Raw genomic sequence first — 22186 nt, 5'->3', positions numbered from 1 at the left:
GTCATCGCCCGCTATACCAGCCTCAAGACGCCGAAAAGCGGCGCGCAACTCTACGCGGGCAGGGTAGGACATGGATGCGCGGTCGGACAGGAACGCAATACCGCTTGCGGTCGATCTCGACGGCACGCTGATCGCGACCGACCTGTTGTGGGAAGGGCTGTTCATCCTTCTCAAGAAGAACCCGCTCTATATCTTCCTCGTGCCTTTCTGGGCCGCCGGCGGACCGGCGCGGCTGAAGCAGGCAATCGCGCAGCGCATCGACATCGATCCGGCATCGCTGCCCTATCGCGAGGTGCTGCTTTGCCGCCTCCGGACCGAGCATGCCGAAGGCCGCAAGATCGTGCTGGCGACCGGCACGCCGCGCAAGTTCGCCGATGCCATCGCGGTCCATCTCGGCATTTTCGACCAGGTGCTGGCCACCGATGGTCTCGCCAATCTCACCTCGGGCAGGAAGCGCGCTTCGCTGATCGCAGCCTATGGTGATGGCGGTTTCGACTATGCCGGCAACAGCCGTCACGATCTCCAAGTCTTTGATGCAGCGCGCAACGCGATCGTCGTCGCGCCCGACCGCCATGCCGCGCGCTGGCAGGCGGCACATGGCGCCGAGACGATGCCGGCGCCGAAGCCGACTTTGCGGACCATCGTCAAGATGCTGCGTGTCCATCAGTGGCTGAAGAATTCGCTGATCGCAGTGCCGATGGTGCTCTCGCACGAATATTTCAACACCGACATGATCTGGCAATGCCTGCTGGCATTCGTCTCGTTCAGTGCGGTGGCATCGGCCATCTACATCCTCAACGATTTCTTTGACCTCGCGCTCGACCGCAAACACCTCACCAAGCGCAACAGGCCGTTCGCCAGCGGTGCGCTGTCCATCCCGTTCGGACTTGGCGCGATTGCGATGCTTTTGGCGATCGGCTTCGGCACCGGGCTGTTCTTGTCGCACGAATTTCTGGCTGTGCTTGGCGGCTACATGGTCGTCACCACGGCCTATTCGCTGTCGTTCAAGCGCATGCTGCTGGTCGATGTGCTGACGCTCGCCGGCCTCTACACGATCCGCGTCCTGGCCGGTGCGGCGGCGACCGGCGTCGACGTCTCGTTCTGGCTGCTGGCCTTCTCTATCTTCTTCTTCCTGTCGCTGGCGCTGGTGAAGCGCTTCGTCGAATTGCGCACCACCGCCATTCCGCCTGGCGAGCGCATTGCCGGCCGCGGCTATCGCACCGAAGACCAGGAGATCGTCGCCCAGGCCGGCATGGCCTCGGCCTTCTCCTCGGCGCTGGTGCTGGCGCTCTACATGGACAGTGTCGCGGTGCGGGAGCTCTATCCGCATCCATGGCTGATCTGGCCGCTGGCGCCGATCGTGCTTTATCTCACCATGCGCGTCTGGATCCTGGCGCGCCGCAACGAGATGCATGACGATCCGGTCGTGTTCATCATCCGCGACTGGCGCAGCCAGATCGTGGTGCTGATCGGTGCGGTGATGCTGGTCATCGGGGGCTGGTAGGCATGGCCGCCGGACGTTTCCCAAGCTTTGGCCTTGCCACACCGCCGGCGCCGCGCGCCATCGGGGCCGATGAGGCGATCGCGCTGCTGAAGGGCGGTCGGGCCAAGCCGGCGTCGCTGCTTGCCTATGGCAATGGCCGCTCCTACGGCGATTCCTGCCAGAACGAGGCCGGAGCGGTCGTCGATATGCGATCGCTGAACCGCATCCACGCCTTCAACGCCGAAACCGGTGTTCTCGAGGCGGATGCCGGCGTGCTGTTGTCCGACATCATCGCCCACGCCGCCCCTTACGGCTTCTTTCCGGCGGTTGTGCCAGGCACGCAATTCGTCACGCTCGGCGGCGCCATCGCCAATGACGTGCATGGCAAGAACCATCACCGGCGCGGCACCTTCGGCTGCCATGTCGAGAGCTTCACGCTGCTCAGGTCCGACGGAAGGACCTATCGCTGCTCGGCAGCAGACAATGCGCGCCTGTTTGCGGCGACGATCGGCGGCATGGGGCTGACCGGTCTCATCCTGTCTGCCTCGATCCGGTTGATGCGGGTTCATTCGCTCGACATCGTCGAAAAGGCGACGCCGTTTCGCGATCTCGACGAGTTCTTCGGTTTGGCCGAGGCGGCCGATCAGGCCAATGAATATGCGGTCGCCTGGATCGACCAACTTGCCGGCGGCCGCAATAGCGGTCGCGGGTTGCTGTTTACAGGCAATCATGCCGAGCACGGCTCGCATGCCGCCTCGCGCGCCGGTGGCAATCTCTCGGTGCCGGTCCAGCCGCCGTTCAATGTGCTCAACCGGCCGTTCCTGACCGCCTTCAACGCCGCCTACAGGTGGAAGAAGGGGCGGTCGACGGCGCCGCGCCAGGTTGGCTACCAGGGCTTCTTCTTCCCGCTCGACGGCGTGCGCGACTGGAACCGGCTTTATGGGCCGAAAGGGCTTTTCCAACACCAGAGCGTGGTGCCGGAAGCGGCGGCGCGCGAGGCCGTGCCGGCATTGCTTGCGGCTGCAAGGCAAGCCGGGCAGGGCTCGTTCCTCACCGTATTGAAACGCTTCGGCTCCATCCGCTCGCCGGCGCTGCTGTCGTTCCCGCGTCCCGGCTACACGCTGACGCTGGATTTCCCCAACAGGGGGGCTGCGACGCTGGCCTTGTTGCGGGAACTCGATCGCATCACCGTCGAGGCAGGCGGCGCCGTCAATCCCTACAAGGATGCTCGTATGGGCGCAGACATCTTCGCTTCGTCCTTTCCCGAATGGCCGCGGCTGGAGTTGCTTCGCGATCCCGCCTTCCTATCGAGTTTCTGGGCGCGGACGGCAAGGAAGCTCGACACGCGGCGCTGCGTAGCCGAGGCAGCGGAATAGATATAACTTGAGTAATTCTTGGTTATCGATCGTTAAATCCATGATTCACTCAAAACATTCTTGTGGCTTCACGAAATGTTTGCTGGTTTGTAATAGGAAGCATGAAGGGGTGGCTCGGAACACATGAAATACATCGTCTTCATTCTCTTTACGGTCATGACCAATGCCGCCGCACAGCTGATGCTGAAGCAAGGCATGATGTCGCTCGGGCCGATCTCGTTCGAGGGCGTCAATCCGCTCGTCAAGCTGTTGCAGATCGTTTTCAGCCCCTGGGTGTTCCTTGGCCTCTGCACCTTCGTCATCTCGATGGCCTCGCATCTCTATGTGCTGTCCAAGGTCGAGCTCTCCTTCGCTTATCCGTTCCTCAGCCTCGCCTATGTTGCCGTCGCCATCTTCGCTTATTTCGTCTTCCGCGAGGACCTCAATGGCTGGCGGATCGCCGGCATCGCCTTCATCTGCGTCGGCACGGTGCTGATCGCGCAAAGTGGCCGGGATTTGGGTAAGCAAGGGCATGAGGACCAGACCGCTTCCATCATGCCCGACAAGATCCAAGCAAACGAGATCATTCGATGAGACATGTGATTTTCGGCGGTGACGGTTTCGTCGGCCGCCACCTTGCTCCGAAGCTTGTGGCCGATGGTGAAGAGGTTGTCGTCGCCGACGTCGTCAAGAGCGACCTGCCGCAGTACCGCACCGTCCGCTTTATCCAATGCGACGTCACCGATCCGGCGTCGGTCGCGGCGGTCGGGCTGAAGGCCGATGATATGGTCTACAATTTGTCGGCCAAGATGCTGTCGCCGATCCAGGTGCGGGCCAAGCGGCACGATTTCTTTTTCCCGGTGAATTTCCACGGCACCGAGCACATCATGCAGGCCATGGACAGAGCCGGTGCGACAAAACTCGTCCACTACACGACCGACATGATCTACGGCCACACGGTCACGCAGCCGATGACCGAGGAGCACCCGGTGGCGCCGCTGGGCGAATATGGCTGGTCGAAGCAGAAGACAGAGGAGTTGGCGGCCGAATGGCGCAAGCGCGGCATGTCGATCTCGCTGTTTCGCCCGCGCCTGATCATCGGCCCAGGCCGGCTCGGCATCCTGGAAAAGCTGTTCAAGCTGATCGACTGGAACCTTCCCGTGCCGATGATCGGTTCGGGCAGGAACCCCTATCAGTTCATCTCGGTGTTCGACTGCGCCGAGGCCGCGCGCGCGGCCTGGAAGGCCGGTGTGCCTAATGAGGCCTATAATCTGGGTTCGCTCAACCCGCCGCCGGTCAAGAAATTGCTCGGCGATTTGATCCGGCATGCCGGCTCGAAATCGATCCTGATCCCGACACCGGGCTGGGCGGTCAAGCGCACGCTCGACCTGCTCGACCTCTTCAACATGCCGATCATGGACCCGGAACAGTATCTGATCGCCGACGAGGACTGCGTGCTCGACGTGTCCAAGGCCGGGCGCCAGCTCGGCTGGGTGCCGCAATATCGCGACGAGGACATGCTGATCGCCGCCTATAGCGAGTACCGCGCAAAGAAAGCCGGCCACGCAGTCGCCACCAAACATGTGCCCGCCGAATAGCGGCTCGCAAAACAGCTTTCGTTGCGCCCGATCCTGGTCGTGCGTGCAGACAGGAGATTGAAATGACCGTCATGGCCAAGCCCGAACAGACCAATTTGCGCACCATGGTCAGCGCGCCGTCGCTGTCGCCAGCGACCATCGCCAAGCCCGATTTGATCAGCGTCGAGCAGGCCAAGGCGATGGACGTCGCCCGCATGACCGACCTGTTCAAGGCGCATCTCAACCCCGGCCAGCTGCACTTCATGAAGCTGCTCGGCTTCCACAAGATCAAGATCGAGCGTGCCGAAGGCATGTTCTACATCGACCAGAACGGCCGCAAGATCCTCGACTTCTTCGGTGGTTTCGGATCGCTGGCCTTCGGCCACAATCATCCGCGCATCCTGGAAGCACGCAAGAAATTCCAGGAGGAGAAGCGCCAGGAAATCGCCATCGCCTTCATGTCGCAATATGCGGCGGCACTTGCGCACAACATCGCCAAATGCTCGCCCGGCGATCTCGACATGGTGTTTCTGGGTTCGTCCGGCTCGGAGGCGATGGAAGCGGCGGTTAAGCTCGCCGAGCGCGCCGCCGGTCCGAAGCGACCGAAGATCGTCTATGCCGAGAATTCCTTCCACGGCAAGACCAAGGGCGTGCTGGGCATCACCGACGGCCAGCTCTACCGCGCCGACTTCAAGGTGGCCGAAAACACGGTCCGCATCCCGTTTGCCGACATCGAGGCGGTCGAGCGCCTGTTCCGTTCCGACCCGGAGGTCGGCGTCATCGTGCTGGAAACCATCCAGGGCGGCGGCGGCATCATCCAGGCGCCTGCTGAATATTGGCAGAAGCTAAGGGCGCTGTGCGACCAGTATGGCGTGTTGTGGGTCGCCGACGAAGTGCAGTGCGGCTATGGCCGGTCAGGCCGCTTCTATGCCTTCGAGCATTACGGCGTCATTCCCGATGTGACGGCGCTGGCCAAATCGCTTGGCGCCGGCAAGGCGGCGGTCGGCGCGATGATCGCGCGGCGCGAGGTCTACATGAAGGCCTATGGCACGCCGAAAACGGCGATGATCCATGCCATGGCGACCTTCGGCGGCATGGGCGAGGCCTGCGTCACCTCGATCGAGGGGCTCAATGTACTCTATGATGAAGGGCTGATCGACAATGCCGCCATCACCGGCGACTATTTGCTGCAGCGCCTGCAGACGCTCAGGGAAAAGTACCCGAAGATCATCAAGGAGGTGCGCGGCAGGGGTTTTATGATCGGCCTGGAGTTCCACGACTTCTCGCAGACCTTGCCGATGGTGTTGCGGCCGATCGTCAGCGTGCTCGACGACAAGCTGAAGGGTTCGCTGTCGGGCTTCATCGGGGCGCTGCTGTTGCGCGACTACGATGTGCTGGTCGCCTTCACCGAATACAACCGCAACGTCATCCGGCTCGAGCCGCCGCTGATCTGCCAGCGCGAGCATGTCGACCGCTTCGTCGACGCCTTCGACAGCCTGCTGTCGCGCGGCATCGTGTCGATCGTCAAGGATTTCGTCAAAAGCCAGGTTCGTTAAGCGAGTTCGCTGGGTACAACGATGCTGACCAAGTCGCCCGATCCACAAAACCCGCTCGACCGCCTCATCGGAGCCGGTCTGGCGTGGGGCGAGGGGACTTATGCGCGGCTGGCAGCACCGATCGGCGCGGCGGCCTTCGCGCTCTACATTCTTTTTACAGCGTTCACCGCCTGGGTGATGCCCGACGCCAACTGGGACATGCTGCCCTATCTCGCTATATCGGAGGAAGGCACCTATCCCGATGCGCAGGCGCTGCATGACTATGCCTACAACACTGTCAAATCGGGCGTGTCCGCAGGCGACTATAAGGCGCTGACCGACGATGGAGGCGGCTTCCGCAGTCACATGACGGAGAATGCCGCCGACTTCCATTCACTGCTCGGCATGTACCGGATCAAGTTCCTCTATGCCGAGATCCTGTCGACACTGAGCGCGGTGATGTCGCCGGTCGAGGCAATGCGACTGGTCTCAGTGTTCTCCGTGCTGCTGTTTGGCGCGATCGCGTTGATGTGGCTACGCTCCACAGGGGCATTGGCGTTGGCGCCTATCGTCGGCGCGGTGCTGATCATGGCCGATTTCGGCGATGCGGCACGCGCTTCGACACCGGATCTGCTCACTTCAGCGCTGCTGCTCGGCGGGCTCTATGCCTATGTCCGCGGCCTCGAGGTGGCAACGGCGATCCTGCTCTTCCTCGCCTTCATGGTACGGCCGGACAACATTGTTTTCCTGGCGATTTTCGCTGTGCTGCTGGTCGCGTACCGGCAGAGGGCATGGGGTGCGCTGGCCGGTTTTGCCGCTTCCTTCGTGGCCTACTTCGCCATCTCTCACTGGGCGCATCATCCCGGCTGGGCGCCGCATCTGTGGTTCTCCAGCATCGAGCAGCACTTCAATATGGACGGATTCGAGCCGCCATTCTCGGTCACCACCTATCTCAGGGCGTTTGCCACCTCGCTGCTGCGCGCCGTCAGCCTGAACAGTTGGGTCGGCGTGTCGGTGCTGGCACTGGCCGGCTGGTTTGCTGCCGCCCGCGCCGGCTTCCGCCTCGATCGCCGCGCCGGCATCCTGTTTGCGGCGCTGGTGCTCGGTGCGCTGGCGAAGTTCACCGTCTTCCCGATCCACGACACGCGCATCTATTTCCCCCATCTGATTCCGCCATTCCTGCTGCTGGCGACGCCGTTCATGGCGCTGTGGGCAGCCGTGGCTCGCGGCCAGAATCGCGCTGCCATGCAAATCATTCCCGGAGACAAGTCATGAGTTCGCTATCCAGCCTGGCGCGCGTTGCCCTGTCGCTTGCTCTTCCCAAGGGCGTTCTCGATCGCGGCCCGTCGCTGCGCGGCACCAAGTTCCTGGCCAGGGCGGCGCTGAAGGCGCGTTTTGGTGGTGCAGGGCGACCGTTCCAGATGGTCAATGTCGGCGCCTGCGACGGCGCACTGTTCGACGATGTGACGCCTTGGCTGCACAGGATTCCCGGTGCACGGGCCATGCTGGTCGAGCCGATCCCGTACAACCAGAAGAGACTGCGCGCCAATTATCCAGACACGGACCGCTTCATCATCGAGCCGGTGGCGGTGACGAAGACAAAGGGCACGATAACCGTCCACACCTTCGATGCCGCCGCCCTCGAGGCCGGCACGTTGCCCATCGAATTTATCGGCTGCTCGTCGGTCACCGACACCAATCTGATGTCGGGCAAGAATGCCTGGGGCGAGGCCGACGCCAATTTCAACAAGTTCGCGCCGCATCTCAGGGACATCGAGGTGCCATCCGAGACCTTGCAGACGCTGCTCGATCGCAACGGCATCAGCCATATCGACGCTTTCCTCGTCGATTGCGAGGGCGCCGACTGGATCGTCTTCGAACAGCTGGACCTCAAGCGCTACCGCCCCGGCATGATCAAGGTCGAGGTCGGCGCGCTGCCCGCCCCGGAGATCGGCCAGGTCGTGGTCAAGCTGAAGACATCAGGTTATCAGGTCGGCTTTCAGGCCGAGGACATCTGGGCCTTCGCCTGAGTTAGCCCACCGAAAAGCGAACCGCCCCAGGCGCCGGTGTGAAGCATTCTGCCGTCTGGTCGCTCGGCTTTTTGCCAATGTCGCAAACAGGCTTCAATCGGCCTGCCGCTCCGCCCTATAGTCCGCCCGCTTTATCACTTTGGAGTCGCGGGCAATGGCAGAGTTTCCGAAAAAGGCGAAGGTCGTCATCGTCGGCCTGGGCGGTATTGTCGGCGCATCGATCGCCCATCATCTGATCGAACGCGGCTGGGACGATATTGTCGGCATCGACAAATCAGGCATCCCGACCGATATCGGCTCGACCGCGCACGCCTCCGACTTCTGCTACACCACCAGCCACGATTTCCTGTCGTGCTGGACGACGCTCTACTCCATCGATTTCTACGAGAAGATGGGTCATTACGCGCGTATCGGCGGCCTTGAGGTTGCGCGTGTCGGCGACGACAGCCGCATGGAAGAGATCAAGCGCAAGATCGCCTCCGCCAAGGCGTTTGGCACGCGCGCCCGTCTGATCGAACCGGCCGAGATCAAGGAAAAATTTCCGCTGATCGAAGAAGCGATGGTGCAGGGCGGCCTGTGGGATCCCGATGCCGGTCTGGTCATCCCGCGCTCGCAGACGGTCGCCGGCAAGCTGGTCGACCAGGCGGAAGCCTCGGGCAAGCTCAAATCCTTCGCCAACACGCCGGCTCGGTCGCTTGTCGTCAAGGACGGCCGCATTTCAGGCGTGGTGACCGATCGCGGCACCATCGAGGCCGACTATGTCATCGTCTGCGCCGGCATATGGGGCCGGCTGATCGCGGAAATGGTCGGCGAGGATCTGCCTGTCATGCCGATCGACCATCCGCTGACCTTTTTCGGCCCCTACAACGAGTTTGCCGGCACCGGCAAGGAGATCGGCTGGCCGCTGCTGCGCGACCAGGGCAACTCGGCCTATATGCGTGACACCGGCGATCCAAAGACCGCCGAGGGCGGGCAGATCGAGTGGGGTTACTACGAAGAGACCAATCCGCGCCTTTGCCATCCGCGCGACCTGCTGGAGAAGGACCAGGCGCGGCTTTCGCCCTCACAGCGCGACCTCGACATGGAGCAGATCCTGGCACCGCTCGAACGCGCCATGGAACTGACGCCGATCCTCGGCGAACTCGGCTACAATGAGAGCCATTCCTTCAACGGTCTCTTGCAGGTGACCGCGGATGGCGGCCCGTCCATGGGCGAAAGCCAGAAGGTGCGGGGCCTTTGGTATGCCGTCGCCATCTGGGTCAAGGATGGTCCCGGCATGGGCAAGCTGATCGCCGACTGGATGACCGACGGCCGCACCGCGATCGATCACCATGCCATCGACTATGCACGGTTCTATCCGCACCAGACCAAGGAGCAATTCATCTGGGATCGCTGCACCGAGACGGCGATGAAGGTCTACAATCCGGCGGTGCATCCGCGCGAGCCGTTCTCGAAAGCCCGCAACATCAGGCGCTCGCCGTTCTGGGAACGCGAGAAGGAACTCGGCGGCTATTTCATGGAGCTTGGCGGCTGGGAGCGCGCCCACGGCTACGCCGCCAACGAGCATCTCTTGGAAAAATACGGCAACCGGGTGCCGGTGCGTGAGAACGAATGGGACAACCGCCATTTCTGGCGCGTCTCCAATGCCGAACATCTCGCCATGAGCGAGGATTGCGGCATCGTCAACCTGTCGCATTTCGCTATGTACGACATCGAGGGTCCCGACCATGTCGCGCTGCTGGAATGGCTGTGCGCGGCCAAGATCGGCGGCGACAACAACATCGGTAAGGGCATCTACACTCACTTCCTCGACGAGGAAGGCATGGTGCGCGCCGACTTCACCGTCATCCGCATGGCCGACCGCTGTCGTTTGATCGATGGCGCCGACGCCGGTCCGCGCGACTTCCAGTACATGCGCCGCACGGCACAGGACAAAGGTTTCGACGTCACCATCACCGACGTGACCGAGAAATATGTCACCATCGGCATCTGGGGGCCGAACGCCCGGGCGACGTTGCAGAAGGTGGTCGAGAATCCGGACGGGCTCTCTGTTGAGAACTTCCCATTCGCGGCGATCAAGCCGGTCCGGATCGGCGGCAAGGATGTCAGCGCTTTCCGCATCTCCTATGTCGGCGAGCAGGGCTGGGAACTGCATATGCGCTACGAGGACGGTCTCGCTGTCTGGAACGCGCTGCGCTCGACCGGCGTGATGCCCTTCGGCGTTGAGACCTATGCCAACACCCGCCGTATGGAAAAGAGCCTGCGCCTGCAGAACGCCGACCTTTTGACCGAGTACAACCTGCTCGAAGCCGATCTTGCGCGTCCGAAGGTCAAGGAGAACGACTTTTGCGGCAAGGCCAAACATGTCGAATACCGCGCCCGCGAGCACCAACCGGCCATGCTGTGCACGCTGGTGATGACCAGTAATGTCGATTCCAAAGGCGTTGCCCGCTATCCTGTCGGCACGATGCCGGTGATGGACCCGAAGACCGGCGAGACGCTGGTCGACGAACTCGGCCGCCGGTCGTTCACCACGTCGATGGCCTATGGCCCGACCATCGGCAAGAACATCGGCCTCGCCTATCTGCCATGGGCCTACGCCCAGGAAGGCCGCAAGCTCACCATCGAGTATTTCGGCGAGACATATCCGGTCGAAGTCGCCGCTGTCGGCTACAAGCCGCTTTATGATCCGGAGAATTTGAAGCCGCGCAGTTGAAGCAGCAGAATTTGAGAACGCAAAGCCCGGCCTTGGTCGGGCTTTTCCCTTTTTAAACGGGCTGCTTTCGCTTACCCTTGCGGAATGTCTGCTTTTGCCTGTGCTAGACATTTGCTTTCGGGCTGTGCCGCGTTCGCGCTGACGTTTTGGTTGGCGCCGGCGTCCCTTGCTGACGAGCCCGTCGATGTCGAGCTGGTGCTGGCCGTCGATGTCTCGCTGTCGATGTCACCGGACGAGCTCGAGATCCAGCGTCATGGCTACGCAGCCGCGCTGACGCACGACAATGTGCTGCAGGCCATTGCCGACGGCGCCCATGGCAAGATCGCCGTCACCTATGTCGAATGGGCCGGTACCACCTGGCAGCGCGTCATCGTGCCGTGGACGGTGATCGCCAGCCGCACCGACGCCGAGCGCGTGGTTGCGCAGTTGTCGGCGCAGCCGCCCAACAGCGCGCGGCGCACCTCGATCTCCGGAGCGCTGGAGTTCGGCAACGACCTGTTCGCCGAAAGCGGCTACCGAGGCACGAAGCGGGTCATCGACATTTCGGGCGACGGCCCCAACAATCAGGGCGCGCCGGTCAACCTGACCCGCGACGAGCTGATCAAGCAAGGCATCGTCATCAACGGCCTGCCGCTGATGACGCGAGGCGGCTTCACCGGCGCCTACGACGTCAGCAATCTCGATCGCTACTACAGCGACTGCGTCATTGGTGGTCCCGGAGCCTTCATGATCCCGGTCAATGACTGGACGCAGTTTCCCGAAGCCATTCGCCGCAAGCTGGTGTTGGAACTCGCCGGCCCGGCCTCGCCGCAATGGGCGGCGGAAGAAGCCGCGCATCCGCCGGTGATATTGGCACAGGAGAGATCCACCACCGACTGTCTGGTCGGCGAGAAAATGTGGCGAAACCGCAGCTGGATGTTCGACAGCCGCTAAAGCTCTTCCCCATTGAGCGTGATCTTTGCCGAACCGGCTCCCGCTCTTGCCCCGCTGCCTACCTGTTCGGGCTTACGCTCCAGGCTTGCCTCCGCGACCGAAGCAGTGGCAAACTGGGCAGGCCGCGTGACCCAGCCAGGAGCGCTGCCGAACCGAGGAAAAACCGATGAGACGTCTTGCCATCCTGACCGCAGTCGCGTCCGTGCTGTATGCCGACGTCGCCAGCGCCCAATACAACCAGGCTGCCTGTATCATGTTCGAGAACGGGAATTTTCGCGGGCGGTCCATCGGCATGGGTGCCGAGGATTCCGTAAATTTTCGTGGCGGCCAGTTCTGGAATGACCGTGTGTCGTCGGTGATCGTTCGCCGCGGCTGCACGCTCGTGGCCTATGAGGATTCTAGGATGGGCGGCCGCTCGATCGAGATCACGCGCAGGATCCGCAATTTGGGCGGCAGTGACTGGAACGACCGTATCTCCTCGGCGGAATGCACCTGCGACGATTACTGAGGTTGGTTCCAGGCAGCGGGGCGCCGCTGCCTGACGATATCATGACACTAGCCTGTTTGTCCGTGGGCGTATCGGATCAGGCCGCCAGCAGCTGCTTGCGGTCTACGCGCTCCTGCTGCGGCGAGCGGGCGTAGAGTTCTCGGTAGCATTTGGAGAAATGCGATGCCGAGACGAAGCCGCAGGCGACCGCCACCTCGACTACCGGCATCGACGACTGGATCAAGAGATGCCTGGCGCGGTCGAGCCGGATTTCCAGATAGTAGCGGGCAGGGGAGCGGCCCATCTCGGTGCGGAACAGCCGCTCGATCTGGCGGCGCGACAGATCGACATGGTCGGCGATCTCGATCAGTGACAGCGGCTCCGACAGATTGCCCTCCATCAGTTCGATGATGGTCAGCACCTTCGAGTTCTGGACGCCGAGGCGGGCGCGTAGTGGCAGGCGCTGGCGGTCGGTGGGGCTGCGTACGCGGTCGGTCAGCACTTGCTCGCAGACGCGGTTGACGAGGTTCTCGTCAAAGTCGTCGCCGATCAGCTTCAGCATCATGTCGAGCGCGGCAGTGCCGCCGGCGCAGGTGTAGATATTCTGGTCGATCTCGAAGAGGTCGGCAAAGACATTGGCCTTCGGAAACGCCTCGGAAAAGCCCGGCAGGTTCTCCCAGTGGATGGCGCAGCGCTTGTTGGACAACAGGCCGGCGGCGGCGAGGATATGCGCGCCGGTGCACAGGCCGCCGACGGCGACGCCGCGATTGTATTCCTCGCGCAGCCAGGCGAAGGCGGACTTGTTCTGGTAGCGCTCGACGTTGATGCCGCTGCAGACGATGGCCATGTTCGGCCGGTCGGGACCTGCCATCTTCTTGCGCTCATCCTCGAGCGAGGTGTTGACCGCGCATTCGACCCCGTTCGAGGCGCGCACCGGCTTGCCGTCGATGCTGGCGAGGCGCCAGCGATAGGCCTCGTAGCCGAGCATGCGATTGGCCGAGCGCAGCGGGTCGAGCGCGGTCGCAAAAGCGATCATGGTGAAATCGGGAATAAGGAAGAATACAAACGATCGCTTGATCGGATGCTTTACCGCGTTCAAGGGAACCTCACACAGCCATGGCGCGAACAGGATGTCGCGAATAGCATAGCGACATCAGGAAAAACCATGTCTGTCAATCGGCTACGCCGCTACGACAAGATTAAATTTGCGACATGGGTCGCAAATGGGCAATCGGCGTGCAGCGAGCCCTGGAAGTGGCACGAACTGTTCAAGGGACGGGCAACGTACGGCCTGCGCACAGAACAAAACGCCGCTCTGGCTGGAGCCAGGCGGCGTTGCAATTTTAAAGCAGCGGCAGGGATGCGCTGCCTCTAGAAATCTTCAGGCGATGAAGCCGAGGCGCGCCGCATTCATGGCGCCGGTCTGGCCGGGCATGGTGTTGGCAAGACGCTGACGCTCGAGAGCGGTGGTCAGGTTCATTTCGCGGCGGGCAAAGAGGCGTGCAAAAAGCTTCATAATCATCTCCATTTGTTGCTTAGACGGGTCGCCTTCGCTTGATGGAGTGGGGCAGCTCGTTTGCTGGCGCTGATATAGGCTTGTGTAAGTAGAAACTAAATCGCAAAAGCGAAGCGCTTGATATGAAATGCGACATCGATTGCGACAGATTTGAGCAAGGTGCCCAAAATTTACGATTATTTACAAGGCATTAATTGGAAACAGGAGCCGCTATGCGGCTTTCTCATATGCGTCATGCGCCGGCGACATGGCTCCAAAGCTCAGTTGAATACAAGTAAAACAGAGAAGGCCTGCCGGGCGGGCTGCGCGGCAGGCCTTCAGCACATGGTACACACGATCTACTTTGCTCCAGCCCAGGATTCGATGCCATTGCGAGTACCGGTCTTGGTGTCGGAAGCTTCAGGCCAGCCGATGTCCTTCTGCAGTTCGATCGGCAGGGAGCGGATAGCGCGCTCGGTCTGATAGCGCGCGCGTGCCGCGCTGAATTCGGTCGCGATGCGACCAAGGGACGACAGGATAGACATCTCTTTCTCCTTTGGGTTGGCTAGTGCCAGACAGCGAGTTGGCTACTGCGGGTTTGTTTCAACTTCATTTCGTGTCGAATGCAGGTCTGTGTCGAGGTCGTTTCATGGCTGCTCGTGGCAGCTACTGCTTCGATGGAGTTGACTATCCTCCCAATCTGATGTTCAATCAAACGAAATGGAATGATGTTTTGTATCAGAAAAATTGAAGGTCGGTTGCCATGAACGCCCCGCTCAATCATCCGCTGCCACTGCTCGATCTCGATGTTTTGCGCACGTTCGTGGCGATTGCCGAGACCGGCAGCTTCACCACCGCCGCCAATGCCGTGTTCCGCACGCCGTCGGCCGTTTCCATGCAGATCAAGAAGCTCGAGGACATTCTCGGCCGCTCCGTGTTCGCGCGCGACGCTCGCTCGGTGTCGCTGACCACGGACGGCGAGATGCTGCTCGGCTATGCCCGCCGGCTGCTGTCCATTAATCGCGAGGTGGTGTCGAAGTTCATCATTCCCGACATTGTCGGTGTGGTGCGGCTTGGCTCGCCGGACGATTACGGTGAGCGCGTGCTGCCGCATGTGCTGAAGCGTTTCGCGCAGTCGCATCCGTCGATCGCCGTCGACGTCACCATAGACCAGAGCAGCAATCTGCGCCGGCGCATGGACGACCGGGCGCTCGACATCACGCTGTTGACCAATTCCTACAAGACCAGCGCGCTCGGCGCCGAGGTGCTGCTGACCGAGCCGATCGTCTGGGCCGGTGCCAAGGGCGGCTGTGCGCATCTGCGCGAGCCCTTGCCGGTATCGCTGTGGGAAGAGGGCTGCGCCTGGCGTGCCGGGGCGCTCGACGCGCTTGGCCGCGAGGGCCGCAACTACCGCATCGCCTATATGAGCGCGCACACGGCCGGCCAGCGCGCCGCGATCATGTCCGATCTCGCCGTGGCGCCATTGCCGAAGTCGTTCCTCGGCAACGACATGGTCGAACTCTGCCCGAAGGACGGCATGCCCGACATCGGGACCTACAATCTGGCAATGGTGGTGGCGCCGGATGCCAGTGCCCCGGTCAAGGCCGTTGCCGACCACATCCGCGCGACTTTCGAAGTCTTCCGGGAAACCGGCAAGTTCTGACCGGCTGGCAAGGACGATAGTATAGAGCTACTCCGCCGCTTCGGCGGGGCGCTGTTCATGCCTTACTCTCGTATCGTGCACGATCCGGCTCTCCCCGAGAAAGGCGACGATGCGCTCGCGGGCGCGCCGGGCTTCCGGCATGTCGATCAGCGGCCAGACGTGGAACATGCCTTCCTCATAGACAAGATCGATTTCAACGCCGGCTGCGCGGGCTTTTTCGGCGAAGATCAGATTGTCGGGAGTCAAAAGATCGCGCGAGCCGGTCAAAAGCAGCGTTCTTGGCAGCACGGACAAATCTCCATAGACCGGGCTGATGTGCCAATCGCTGGGATCGATGCCGGCACTGTACAGGCGAATTGCCTCTCGTCCGCCAGCTATGCCCAGCCAAGGGTCGTTGCGTTCCGCCTCGAACACTGCGGGATTGGTGAGCGACACGTCGAGACCCGGCGAAATGAGCACATGCCGCGACGGCAGGGGCAGTCCTTCTTCGGCGGCCATCATGGTCAGCACCACAGCCATATTGCCGCCGGCGGAATCGCCCATGAAGACGATGTCTTCGGCTTCCGTCTCGGCGAGCATCTGCCGGTAGACATCGCCAACCATTCCGAACATGGCATGGAAATCGTGTTCGGGAGCGATTGGATAGATCGGCACCGTGATCCCGTAGCCCAGCCGATCCGCCATCTCGGCGATTAGGTGCCAATGATAGGGTGTGATTTCAAAGACATATGCACCACCGTGCAAGTAGAGAATCCGCTTCTGCTCGCCGGTCCTGGGTGCGATTTCGTAGACGGGGAAGCCATCGACCGTATGCATCTCGATGTCGAGACGCTGGTGCAGCGAGGCGGGCGGCCGGTGGTTCTCGGTCTCGCGCGCGGCCGCGATCCAGCGCTGCAGATTTTCCGGACTGGCAAATGCCTGCTTGCGGCTGTGCCGCAGGACAAAAGACACGACATGGCTTTTCAAACTTGGCATGCGGATACGCGAACTTCGGCCAAAGCCGACTAAGAGAACCCCCACTATCTTCGAAGATCGTGCCGTGGCCGAAAATGTCAAGATTCGCGCCGTATCTACACGCTGGTGTGATCCGCGCCGCGATGCTCAGCGGCGCGGCAAAAGTGCGGCACGCAGCCGGTTGCTGGTGGTCGCCGGGGACATGCGTGATCCCCGGCGCATGCCGAGCAATTTGCATTTGTCGGCGAAGGTCATCAGCGCGCGGCGCTCCAGATGGTGTTGATGAGTGCTGCCTTTTCGCTGGATCGCGGCGACACCGGCCAGCCGATGTCCTTCTGAATCTCAGGCGGCAGACTGTTCAACAAGCGCCGCGCCTTGCTGCGGTCGTGAGCATTCTTGATGGCCGTGCCATAGCGGCCGAGGCTTTCGAGCATTGACATCGTTGTCTCCTCTGGAGCGTTGCGACGGCTGAAAGATATCTCCAGCCTGCCATTCGATGCCGGTTGAATGCGCCTGCCATGTATCTGGCGAATTTCACGAAAACAGCGTTTTGGTTTCCGGATCAAGCGATCCGGAAACATTTGCATGCAAATGAGTTTGGAAAGGCGGTGGGCGCGGCCGCTTATTCCCGTCCACGCCTGGCGGCGTGGCCTTCGCGCGAACGCCGTCGCGGAGCAGCGTCGCCGGCAACACCGTCCTCGCTGACCGTCTTGCGCGGCGGCAGTTTCACCGCTGCCGACAGTTTTGGGAACGGATCGACCTTGTTGGGCAGCGCCATGGCGTAGACGAAATGCTCCTGGAATTTCGGTTCCAGCGCCGTCTCGATCTTCTCGATCTTGCTGACCGTGTCCTCGATCTCGCGGCGGTAGCCGCGATTGAGCAGCGCCATGCGGGCGCCGGCACCTGCGGCGTTGCCGACGGCCGAGACCTTGTCGAGGTCGCAATCCGGGATCAGCCCGAGCACCATGGCGTATTTCGGATCGATGAAGGAGCCGAAGGCGCCGGCGAAATGGATGCGGTCGACATGCTCGGTGTTCTGCTTTTCCATCAACAGCTTGGTCCCGGCATAAAGCGCTGCCTTGGCAAGCTGAATGGCGCGCACATCGGTCTGGGTGATGGTGATCTTCGGCCCATCTTCCGTCAATGCGGCGGAGCCTTCCTTCAGCACATAGGAGAAGGTGCGGCCGTTGGCGGTGACGCGCGGCGAACGGGCCGAAAGCCCGCCGTCGATGACGCCGTCCTCGGAAATGATGCCGGCGAGATACATCTCCGCCACCACTTCGATGATGCCGGAACCGCAGATGCCGGTGACGCCGGTTGCCTGGACGCTTTCCAGGAAGCCCGGTTCGTCGGACCACAGTTCCGAGCCGATGACGCGGTATTTCGGCTCCAGCGTGTCTGGGTCGATGCGCACGCGCTCGATCGCGCCCGGTGCGGCGCGCTGGCCGCCGGAGATTTCAGCACCCTCGAAGGCCGGGCCGGTGGGCGAGGAGGCGGCAACCACGCGCGAGCGATTGCCGAGCACGATCTCGGCATTGGTGCCGACGTCGACAATCAGCATCATTTCGTCCTGGCGGTGCGGGCCTTCCGACAGCGTCACCGCCGCCGCGTCCGCGCCGACATGGCCGGCGATGCAAGGCAGCATATAGAGCCTGGCGCCCTGGTTAAGCTTCAGGCCGATGTCGGATGCCTTGATATGCACGGCGCCCGAAACGGCCAGCGCAAAGGGCGCGCCGCCAAGCTCGGTCGGATCGATGCCGAGGAACAGATGGTGCATGATCGGATTGCCGACGAAGACGCTGTCCAGGATGTCGTTGCGCTGGACATTGCCTTCGGCACAGACCTTGTCGACGAGACCCGAGATCGCCTCGCGCACGGCGACCGTCATGCCTTCGCGCCCGTCAGGATTCATCATCACATAGGAGACGCGGCTCATCAGGTCCTCGCCGAAGCGGATCTGCGGGTTCGAGGTGCCCGACGAGGCGGCGACGCGGCCCGACAGCAGCGATACCAGATGCATGGCGATGGTGGTCGAGCCGATGTCGCAAGCCAGCCCATAGGCTTCGTTCTTGAGGCCGGGCCACAGCGCCACGACGCGCGCTGTCTCTGAGTCGGCATCCTTGTAGATGGCGGCGGTCGCGGTCCAGTTGCCCTTGCGCAGGATACCTTGCACCTGCGGCAGCAGATGAAAATCGAAATCGAGGCTTTTCAGGCCCCAGTCGTGCATCAGCGCGATCTTCAGGCGGTCGAGGTCGCCAAGCGGCTTGTGCATGTCGGGCTCTTCGATCTCGACATAGCACATGCGGATCGCCGAATCGCGGGCGATGACCCTGGTGTCGGCATCCTTGCGGATGGTCTGCGCGTTGATCACGGTGTCCTGCGGCACGTCGATGACGAGGTCGCCGAGGATTTGCGCCGAGCAGGAGAGGCGGCGCCGTTCGGGCAGGCCGCGGACGCGCTCATAGCGCTCTTCCTTGGCGCCCTTGGGCGTGATGTGGTCGTTGGAAGAGGTGATCTTGTGCTTGGCGAAATTGCCTTCCTGCACTTCGATCTGGCAGCGCCCGCAGGTGGCGCGTCCGCCGCACACACTTTCGACATAGACACCAAGCTGGCGCGCGGCATCAAGCACCGGTGTGCCGACAGGAAACCGCCCGCGCTTGCCGGACGGCATGAAAAGCACGAGCGGATCGGTGATGTTTGCAGGTGAGTTCACGATTGCGCGCTTATCCTCGGCCCATCCGGGCTTCACGGCCGCCACGGCGGCGGCCGCCATTGCCGGCGCCGTCGCCCGGCGCATTGACCTGCGTCGGGGCGGCGACCGCCTGGCCGCCTTCGGCCGGCTTGTAATCCTTGTAGGTTCTGATCCAGTTGGTGCAGTTCTCGTCGGTGCCGTTCAGCACATTGGCGCCGCGCACGGCTTCCATTTCCTGCGGGCGTACCGGGTTCATGATGGCTGATGTCATGCCGGCGCCGATCACCATCGGGATGAAAGCGGCGTTGATGCCGTGGCGATGCGGCAGGCCGAAGGAGATGTTGGACAGGCCGCAGGTGGTGTTGACCTTGAGCTCCTCGCGCAGGCGACGCAGCAGCGCGAACACCTGGCGGCCGGCGTCGCCGAGCGCGCCGATCGGCATGACCAGCGGGTCGACGACGACGTCATGCGCCGGAATGCCGAAATCGGCGCAACGCTGCACGATCTTCTTGGCGACGGCGAAACGGACATCCGGGTCCATCGAAATGCCGGTCTCGTCGTTGGAGATGGCGACGACAGGCACATTGTACTTCTTCACCAGCGGCAGGATGGCTTCGAGCTTTTCTTCCTCGCCGGTGACGGAGTTGACCAGCGGACGGCCCTTGGCAACTTTGAGTGCGGCTTCGATCGCTGCGGTGACGGAACTGTCGATCGACAGCGGCAGGTCGACCAGCCCTTGCACGATCTCCAGCGTCTGCACCAAGAGGCCGGGTTCGGTCTCGTTCGGGTTAACCGAGGTGACACCGGCGTTGACGTCGAGCATGGTGGCGCCGCACGCTGCCTGCTCCAATGCGTCCCTGATGACGGTCTCGAAATTGCCCGCGATCATCTCGGCGGCCAGCTTCTTGCGGCCGGTCGGGTTGATGCGTTCACCGATCACGCAGAACGGCTGGTCGAAGCCGATGATGATTTCTCGTGTCGCCGAAGCGACGATGGTACGGGTCATGAATTCTCTCCGCCGTGATATAAAGATTTCTTTATATCGTTGTCTGTTTTCGTTCAAGCGAATGGGTGGCCGTCCGCGCTTCGCCTCGAGTTAAAGTATGTCGTTGTCCCAAAACCGGTTCCCACTTTTGGGCGACATACATCAGTGCGCGGTCTTCACCATGTCCACCTGCGTTTCGGTAATGTCGTCGTGCAAGATGCTGTCGAGCCGGTCGGCGACCATCTGGTCGTCGCGACGGATCTCACGTTTCCACGGCTGGCGGCCCCTCAGAACGCCCGATTCATCGACGATCTCGGCGACATATTCCTCCTGCCGGTAGGCCATTACGTGAACGCCGGAAACGCCTGATATTTCCTTCACCTCATTGATGATGTCGATGCAGAGCTGCTTGCCTTCCTTCTTCTGGTCCTGGGCGCCTTCCAGCCGCTTGATGACTGAATCGGGAATATGGATGCCCGGCACGTTCGAGCGGATCCATTTGGCCGTCTTGGCCGAGGCGAGCGGGCCGACGCCAACCAGGATGAAGCATTTTTCGGTGTAGCCGAGGTCGCGCACCTTTTGCATGTAGGTGCGGAACATCGGCACGTCGAAGCAATATTGGCTCTGTACGAATTGCGCGCCGGCGGCGATCTTCTTGCCCAGGCGATGCGGCCGGAAATCGATCGGCGGCGCGAACGGGTTGATCGCAGCACCCAGGAAAAGCTGCGGCGGCGTCGTCAGCTTGCGGCCGGACAGGAACTTGCCATTGTCGCGCATGATACGGCAGGTTTCCAACAGCGACATGCAGTCGAGGTCGAACACCGGCTTGGCGCCGGGCTGGTCGCCGGCCTGCACGCCGTCGCCGGTCAGGCACAGCATGTTGGCCACGCCCATGGCGGCACCACCCAGCACGTCGCCCTGGATGGCGATCCGATTCTTGTCGCGGCAGGCGATCTGCATGATCGGCGCATAGCCCATGCGGGTCAAAAGCGCACAGATACCGACCGACGACATGTGGCAATTGGCGCCCGATGCGTCGACGGCGTTGATGGCGTCGACCCAGCCATCGAAAATCTTCGCCCTGTTATAGACGTCTTCGGGATCGGCGCTGTCGGGTGGGTTGAGTTCGGTCGTCACCGCGAATTCGCCGCGCCTAAGCACGCGCTCCAGCCGGCCGCGCGAGGTGTGGCCGGGCAAGGGCTCAAGCGGCAGGTGGATGCCAGCCGGGTTCTCGTCGCGCTGGCGGCCGATCATGCCGACGCCCCGGTGTTGGCCGTCTCATTCTTGGCGGCAGCGGCCGCTTCGCGCGCGGTGGCCGCCTGCGCGGTCACCCGCAGCCAGGCCGAGGTTTCGCGCAGCGACTGGTCGACCGGCTTCTGCACGGTCAGGATCCTGTCGCCGTGCACCATGTTTTGCGAGCCTTCCCAGGCCTTGACCCAGACGCAGGGCATATCGGGCTCGACCTCGCAATTGCCGTTGGCGCGGACGCCGCCGCAAGGGCCGTTGCGCAATTGCTTGGGGCAGTTCATCGGGCACGACATGCCGGTCGAGGACAAGATGCACTGGCCGCACATGCGGCAGTCGAACATGAAGCCCTTGACGCGCTTCTCGACGAATTTGATCGGCCCTTCGACGCGGCCGTAGCCTATGCCCTTCCAGAGGGGATGGAGGAGCAGAAACATGTCGGCGAATTTGGCGTAGAACCATTCGAGCAGACGCGAATGCCTGATCGACCACAGCCGAACCGCAAAGGAACGCTGCACGCGCCGCTGCGGCGACACGTCGGCCGGCTTGTAGTCGGATTTCGGCGCTGCCTTCTTGACCAGAGTGGCTTGGGTAACCGGCTGGACAACCCTTTGGCCATCCTTGGCAGGAATGGTTTCAGACATTTTCTTTGCCGCCTGCCTTGACCAGGGCGACCAGCCGCTCGCGGTCGTATTTCGTGTCGATATCGTTGAATGCCTTCTCGACCTCGGCTTCGAGGTCATCGCCGACCGGGACGGGATCGGCCTTGCGCCATTCGGCCAGATAATCGTCGGTGCCGCCGGCGCCAGTGCGCATCGCGCACATGTCGATCGCCTCGGTGAAGCGCAGCGGCAGTTCGCGCTTGGCGTTCTGCCGGCCCTTCTTGACGATGATTTGGGCTGGGATGTCGCGCCAGTAGACGACGATCAGATCGGCCATGAATTCTCACTCCTCGATCTGCGAGCATTGCCGGAAGCGCAGTGGGGCCGCTTGTTATGGGACGACGCGCGCGCATTCAAAAGCGACGCATTTGGAT

The 22186-nt window shown here is 62.2% G+C and carries 21 protein-coding genes; 11 read left to right on the top strand and 10 right to left on the bottom strand.

Annotated features, from left to right (window positions below):
* Positions 1 to 70: 70 nt before the first annotated feature.
* From NKJ37_RS24550 to NKJ37_RS24505, 10 genes are all read left to right on the top strand, one after another.
* Positions 71 to 1504 (top strand): UbiA family prenyltransferase, encoded by a 1434-nt coding sequence (locus NKJ37_RS24550; RefSeq protein WP_023812334.1) that lies wholly within the window; start codon positions 71 to 73, stop codon positions 1502 to 1504.
* A 2-nt stretch (positions 1505 to 1506) separates the two neighbouring features.
* Positions 1507 to 2859 (top strand): FAD-binding oxidoreductase, encoded by a 1353-nt coding sequence (locus tag NKJ37_RS24545; RefSeq protein WP_023812333.1) that lies wholly within the window; start codon positions 1507 to 1509, stop codon positions 2857 to 2859.
* A 123-nt stretch (positions 2860 to 2982) separates the two neighbouring features.
* Complete coding sequence (locus tag NKJ37_RS24540; protein WP_023812332.1) at positions 2983 to 3432, top strand: EamA family transporter; 450 nt, start codon at positions 2983 to 2985, stop codon at positions 3430 to 3432.
* Positions 3429 to 4436 (top strand): NAD-dependent epimerase/dehydratase family protein, encoded by a 1008-nt coding sequence (locus NKJ37_RS24535; RefSeq protein WP_128304388.1) that lies wholly within the window; start codon positions 3429 to 3431, stop codon positions 4434 to 4436. The genes NKJ37_RS24540 and NKJ37_RS24535 overlap by 4 nt, the downstream gene beginning before the upstream one ends.
* A gap of 104 nt (positions 4437 to 4540) precedes the next feature.
* The gene (locus NKJ37_RS24530) at positions 4541 to 5971 is read left to right on the top strand and encodes an aspartate aminotransferase family protein (RefSeq protein ID WP_245273256.1); all 1431 of its coding nucleotides are present in this window, start codon (positions 4541 to 4543) and stop codon (positions 5969 to 5971) included.
* A gap of 21 nt (positions 5972 to 5992) precedes the next feature.
* Positions 5993 to 7225, top strand: coding sequence for a glycosyltransferase 87 family protein (locus tag NKJ37_RS24525; RefSeq protein ID WP_023812329.1), 1233 nt, complete (start codon positions 5993 to 5995; stop codon positions 7223 to 7225).
* Positions 7222 to 7980 (top strand): FkbM family methyltransferase, encoded by a 759-nt coding sequence (locus NKJ37_RS24520; RefSeq protein WP_023812328.1) that lies wholly within the window; start codon positions 7222 to 7224, stop codon positions 7978 to 7980. The genes NKJ37_RS24525 and NKJ37_RS24520 overlap by 4 nt, the downstream gene beginning before the upstream one ends.
* A gap of 154 nt (positions 7981 to 8134) precedes the next feature.
* The gene (locus NKJ37_RS24515) at positions 8135 to 10696 is read left to right on the top strand and encodes a GcvT family protein (RefSeq protein ID WP_352439860.1); all 2562 of its coding nucleotides are present in this window, start codon (positions 8135 to 8137) and stop codon (positions 10694 to 10696) included.
* A gap of 84 nt (positions 10697 to 10780) precedes the next feature.
* Complete coding sequence (locus tag NKJ37_RS24510; protein WP_352439861.1) at positions 10781 to 11629, top strand: DUF1194 domain-containing protein; 849 nt, start codon at positions 10781 to 10783, stop codon at positions 11627 to 11629.
* A 166-nt stretch (positions 11630 to 11795) separates the two neighbouring features.
* Positions 11796 to 12137: a peptidase inhibitor family I36 protein gene (locus NKJ37_RS24505; RefSeq protein WP_023812325.1), complete on the top strand. Its 342-nt coding sequence runs from the start codon at positions 11796 to 11798 to the stop codon at positions 12135 to 12137.
* Between the two features lie 76 nt (positions 12138 to 12213).
* Here the strand turns inward: NKJ37_RS24505 and NKJ37_RS24500 are convergent, their stop codons facing one another.
* From NKJ37_RS24500 to NKJ37_RS24490, 3 genes are all read right to left on the bottom strand, one after another.
* Positions 12214 to 13152 carry a GlxA family transcriptional regulator gene (locus NKJ37_RS24500; protein WP_348625597.1) on the bottom strand — a complete coding sequence of 313 codons (939 nt, stop codon included), beginning with the start codon at positions 13150 to 13152 and terminating at the stop codon, positions 12214 to 12216.
* Between the two features lie 345 nt (positions 13153 to 13497).
* Positions 13498 to 13632: a hypothetical protein gene (locus tag NKJ37_RS24495; protein WP_023812324.1), complete on the bottom strand. Its 135-nt coding sequence runs from the start codon at positions 13630 to 13632 to the stop codon at positions 13498 to 13500.
* Positions 13633 to 13970: 338 nt separating this feature from the next.
* Positions 13971 to 14156 (bottom strand): hypothetical protein, encoded by a 186-nt coding sequence (locus NKJ37_RS24490; RefSeq protein WP_352439862.1) that lies wholly within the window; start codon positions 14154 to 14156, stop codon positions 13971 to 13973.
* A gap of 218 nt (positions 14157 to 14374) precedes the next feature.
* Here NKJ37_RS24490 and NKJ37_RS24485 point away from each other — a divergent pair, with 218 nt between their 5' ends.
* The gene (locus NKJ37_RS24485) at positions 14375 to 15274 is read left to right on the top strand and encodes a LysR substrate-binding domain-containing protein (protein ID WP_127291815.1); all 900 of its coding nucleotides are present in this window, start codon (positions 14375 to 14377) and stop codon (positions 15272 to 15274) included.
* 27 nt (positions 15275 to 15301) lie between these two features.
* On the opposite strand, the gene NKJ37_RS24480 is transcribed toward NKJ37_RS24485, so the two are convergent.
* The 7 genes from NKJ37_RS24480 to NKJ37_RS24450 form a co-directional block, all read right to left on the bottom strand.
* Entirely contained in the window at positions 15302 to 16249 is a 948-nt protein-coding gene (locus NKJ37_RS24480; RefSeq protein ID WP_352775338.1) for an alpha/beta hydrolase, read from the bottom strand.
* 233 nt (positions 16250 to 16482) lie between these two features.
* Entirely contained in the window at positions 16483 to 16662 is a 180-nt protein-coding gene (locus tag NKJ37_RS24475; protein WP_348629751.1) for a hypothetical protein, read from the bottom strand.
* 188 nt (positions 16663 to 16850) lie between these two features.
* Complete coding sequence (locus NKJ37_RS24470; RefSeq protein WP_128304385.1) at positions 16851 to 19001, bottom strand: ASKHA domain-containing protein; 2151 nt, start codon at positions 18999 to 19001, stop codon at positions 16851 to 16853.
* A complete protein-coding gene (locus tag NKJ37_RS24465) occupies positions 18952 to 19926 on the bottom strand; it encodes a methyltetrahydrofolate cobalamin methyltransferase (protein ID WP_023812319.1) in 975 nt (324 codons plus the stop codon). Before NKJ37_RS24465 ends, NKJ37_RS24470 begins: the two co-directional genes overlap by 50 nt.
* Positions 19927 to 20067: 141 nt before the next feature.
* Complete coding sequence (locus tag NKJ37_RS24460) at positions 20068 to 21159, bottom strand: methylenetetrahydrofolate reductase (protein WP_128304383.1); 1092 nt, start codon at positions 21157 to 21159, stop codon at positions 20068 to 20070.
* Positions 21156 to 21794, bottom strand: a complete 639-nt coding sequence (locus tag NKJ37_RS24455; protein ID WP_128304382.1) for a methylenetetrahydrofolate reductase C-terminal domain-containing protein — start codon at positions 21792 to 21794, stop codon at positions 21156 to 21158. The genes NKJ37_RS24460 and NKJ37_RS24455 overlap by 4 nt, the downstream gene beginning before the upstream one ends.
* Positions 21787 to 22089 carry a virulence factor gene (locus NKJ37_RS24450; RefSeq protein WP_023812316.1) on the bottom strand — a complete coding sequence of 101 codons (303 nt, stop codon included), beginning with the start codon at positions 22087 to 22089 and terminating at the stop codon, positions 21787 to 21789. Before NKJ37_RS24450 ends, NKJ37_RS24455 begins: the two co-directional genes overlap by 8 nt.
* Between the last annotated feature and the right edge of the window lie 97 nt (positions 22090 to 22186).

Source organism: Mesorhizobium sp. M0140 (assembly GCF_040322475.1).
GTDB lineage: Bacteria > Pseudomonadota > Alphaproteobacteria > Rhizobiales > Rhizobiaceae > Mesorhizobium.
The sequence above is the reverse complement of the archived record's forward strand: the minus strand, read 5'-3'. Positions and strand labels throughout refer to the sequence as shown.

Excerpts from the sequence above, each read along its gene's own strand:
- NKJ37_RS24550 (WP_023812334.1), top strand. The coding sequence starts at position 71 with ATGGATGCGCGGTCGGACAGGAACGCAATACCGCTTGCGGTCGATCTC.
- NKJ37_RS24545 (WP_023812333.1), top strand. The coding sequence starts at position 1,507 with ATGGCCGCCGGACGTTTCCCAAGCTTTGGCCTTGCCACACCGCCGGCG.
- NKJ37_RS24540 (WP_023812332.1), top strand. The coding sequence starts at position 2,983 with ATGAAATACATCGTCTTCATTCTCTTTACGGTCATGACCAATGCCGCC.
- NKJ37_RS24535 (WP_128304388.1), top strand. The coding sequence starts at position 3,429 with ATGAGACATGTGATTTTCGGCGGTGACGGTTTCGTCGGCCGCCACCTT.
- NKJ37_RS24530 (WP_245273256.1), top strand. The coding sequence starts at position 4,541 with ATGGTCAGCGCGCCGTCGCTGTCGCCAGCGACCATCGCCAAGCCCGAT.
- NKJ37_RS24525 (WP_023812329.1), top strand. The coding sequence starts at position 5,993 with ATGCTGACCAAGTCGCCCGATCCACAAAACCCGCTCGACCGCCTCATC.
- NKJ37_RS24520 (WP_023812328.1), top strand. The coding sequence starts at position 7,222 with ATGAGTTCGCTATCCAGCCTGGCGCGCGTTGCCCTGTCGCTTGCTCTT.
- NKJ37_RS24515 (WP_352439860.1), top strand. The coding sequence starts at position 8,135 with ATGGCAGAGTTTCCGAAAAAGGCGAAGGTCGTCATCGTCGGCCTGGGC.
- NKJ37_RS24510 (WP_352439861.1), top strand. The coding sequence starts at position 10,781 with ATGTCTGCTTTTGCCTGTGCTAGACATTTGCTTTCGGGCTGTGCCGCG.
- NKJ37_RS24505 (WP_023812325.1), top strand. The coding sequence starts at position 11,796 with ATGAGACGTCTTGCCATCCTGACCGCAGTCGCGTCCGTGCTGTATGCC.
- NKJ37_RS24500 (WP_348625597.1), bottom strand. The coding sequence starts at position 13,152 with ATGATCGCTTTTGCGACCGCGCTCGACCCGCTGCGCTCGGCCAATCGC.
- NKJ37_RS24495 (WP_023812324.1), bottom strand. The coding sequence starts at position 13,632 with ATGAAGCTTTTTGCACGCCTCTTTGCCCGCCGCGAAATGAACCTGACC.
- NKJ37_RS24490 (WP_352439862.1), bottom strand. The coding sequence starts at position 14,156 with ATGTCTATCCTGTCGTCCCTTGGTCGCATCGCGACCGAATTCAGCGCG.
- NKJ37_RS24485 (WP_127291815.1), top strand. The coding sequence starts at position 14,375 with ATGAACGCCCCGCTCAATCATCCGCTGCCACTGCTCGATCTCGATGTT.
- NKJ37_RS24480 (WP_352775338.1), bottom strand. The coding sequence starts at position 16,249 with ATGCCAAGTTTGAAAAGCCATGTCGTGTCTTTTGTCCTGCGGCACAGC.
- NKJ37_RS24475 (WP_348629751.1), bottom strand. The coding sequence starts at position 16,662 with ATGCTCGAAAGCCTCGGCCGCTATGGCACGGCCATCAAGAATGCTCAC.
- NKJ37_RS24470 (WP_128304385.1), bottom strand. The coding sequence starts at position 19,001 with ATGGCGGCCGCCGCCGTGGCGGCCGTGAAGCCCGGATGGGCCGAGGAT.
- NKJ37_RS24465 (WP_023812319.1), bottom strand. The coding sequence starts at position 19,926 with ATGACCCGTACCATCGTCGCTTCGGCGACACGAGAAATCATCATCGGC.
- NKJ37_RS24460 (WP_128304383.1), bottom strand. The coding sequence starts at position 21,159 with ATGATCGGCCGCCAGCGCGACGAGAACCCGGCTGGCATCCACCTGCCG.
- NKJ37_RS24455 (WP_128304382.1), bottom strand. The coding sequence starts at position 21,794 with ATGTCTGAAACCATTCCTGCCAAGGATGGCCAAAGGGTTGTCCAGCCG.
- NKJ37_RS24450 (WP_023812316.1), bottom strand. The coding sequence starts at position 22,089 with ATGGCCGATCTGATCGTCGTCTACTGGCGCGACATCCCAGCCCAAATC.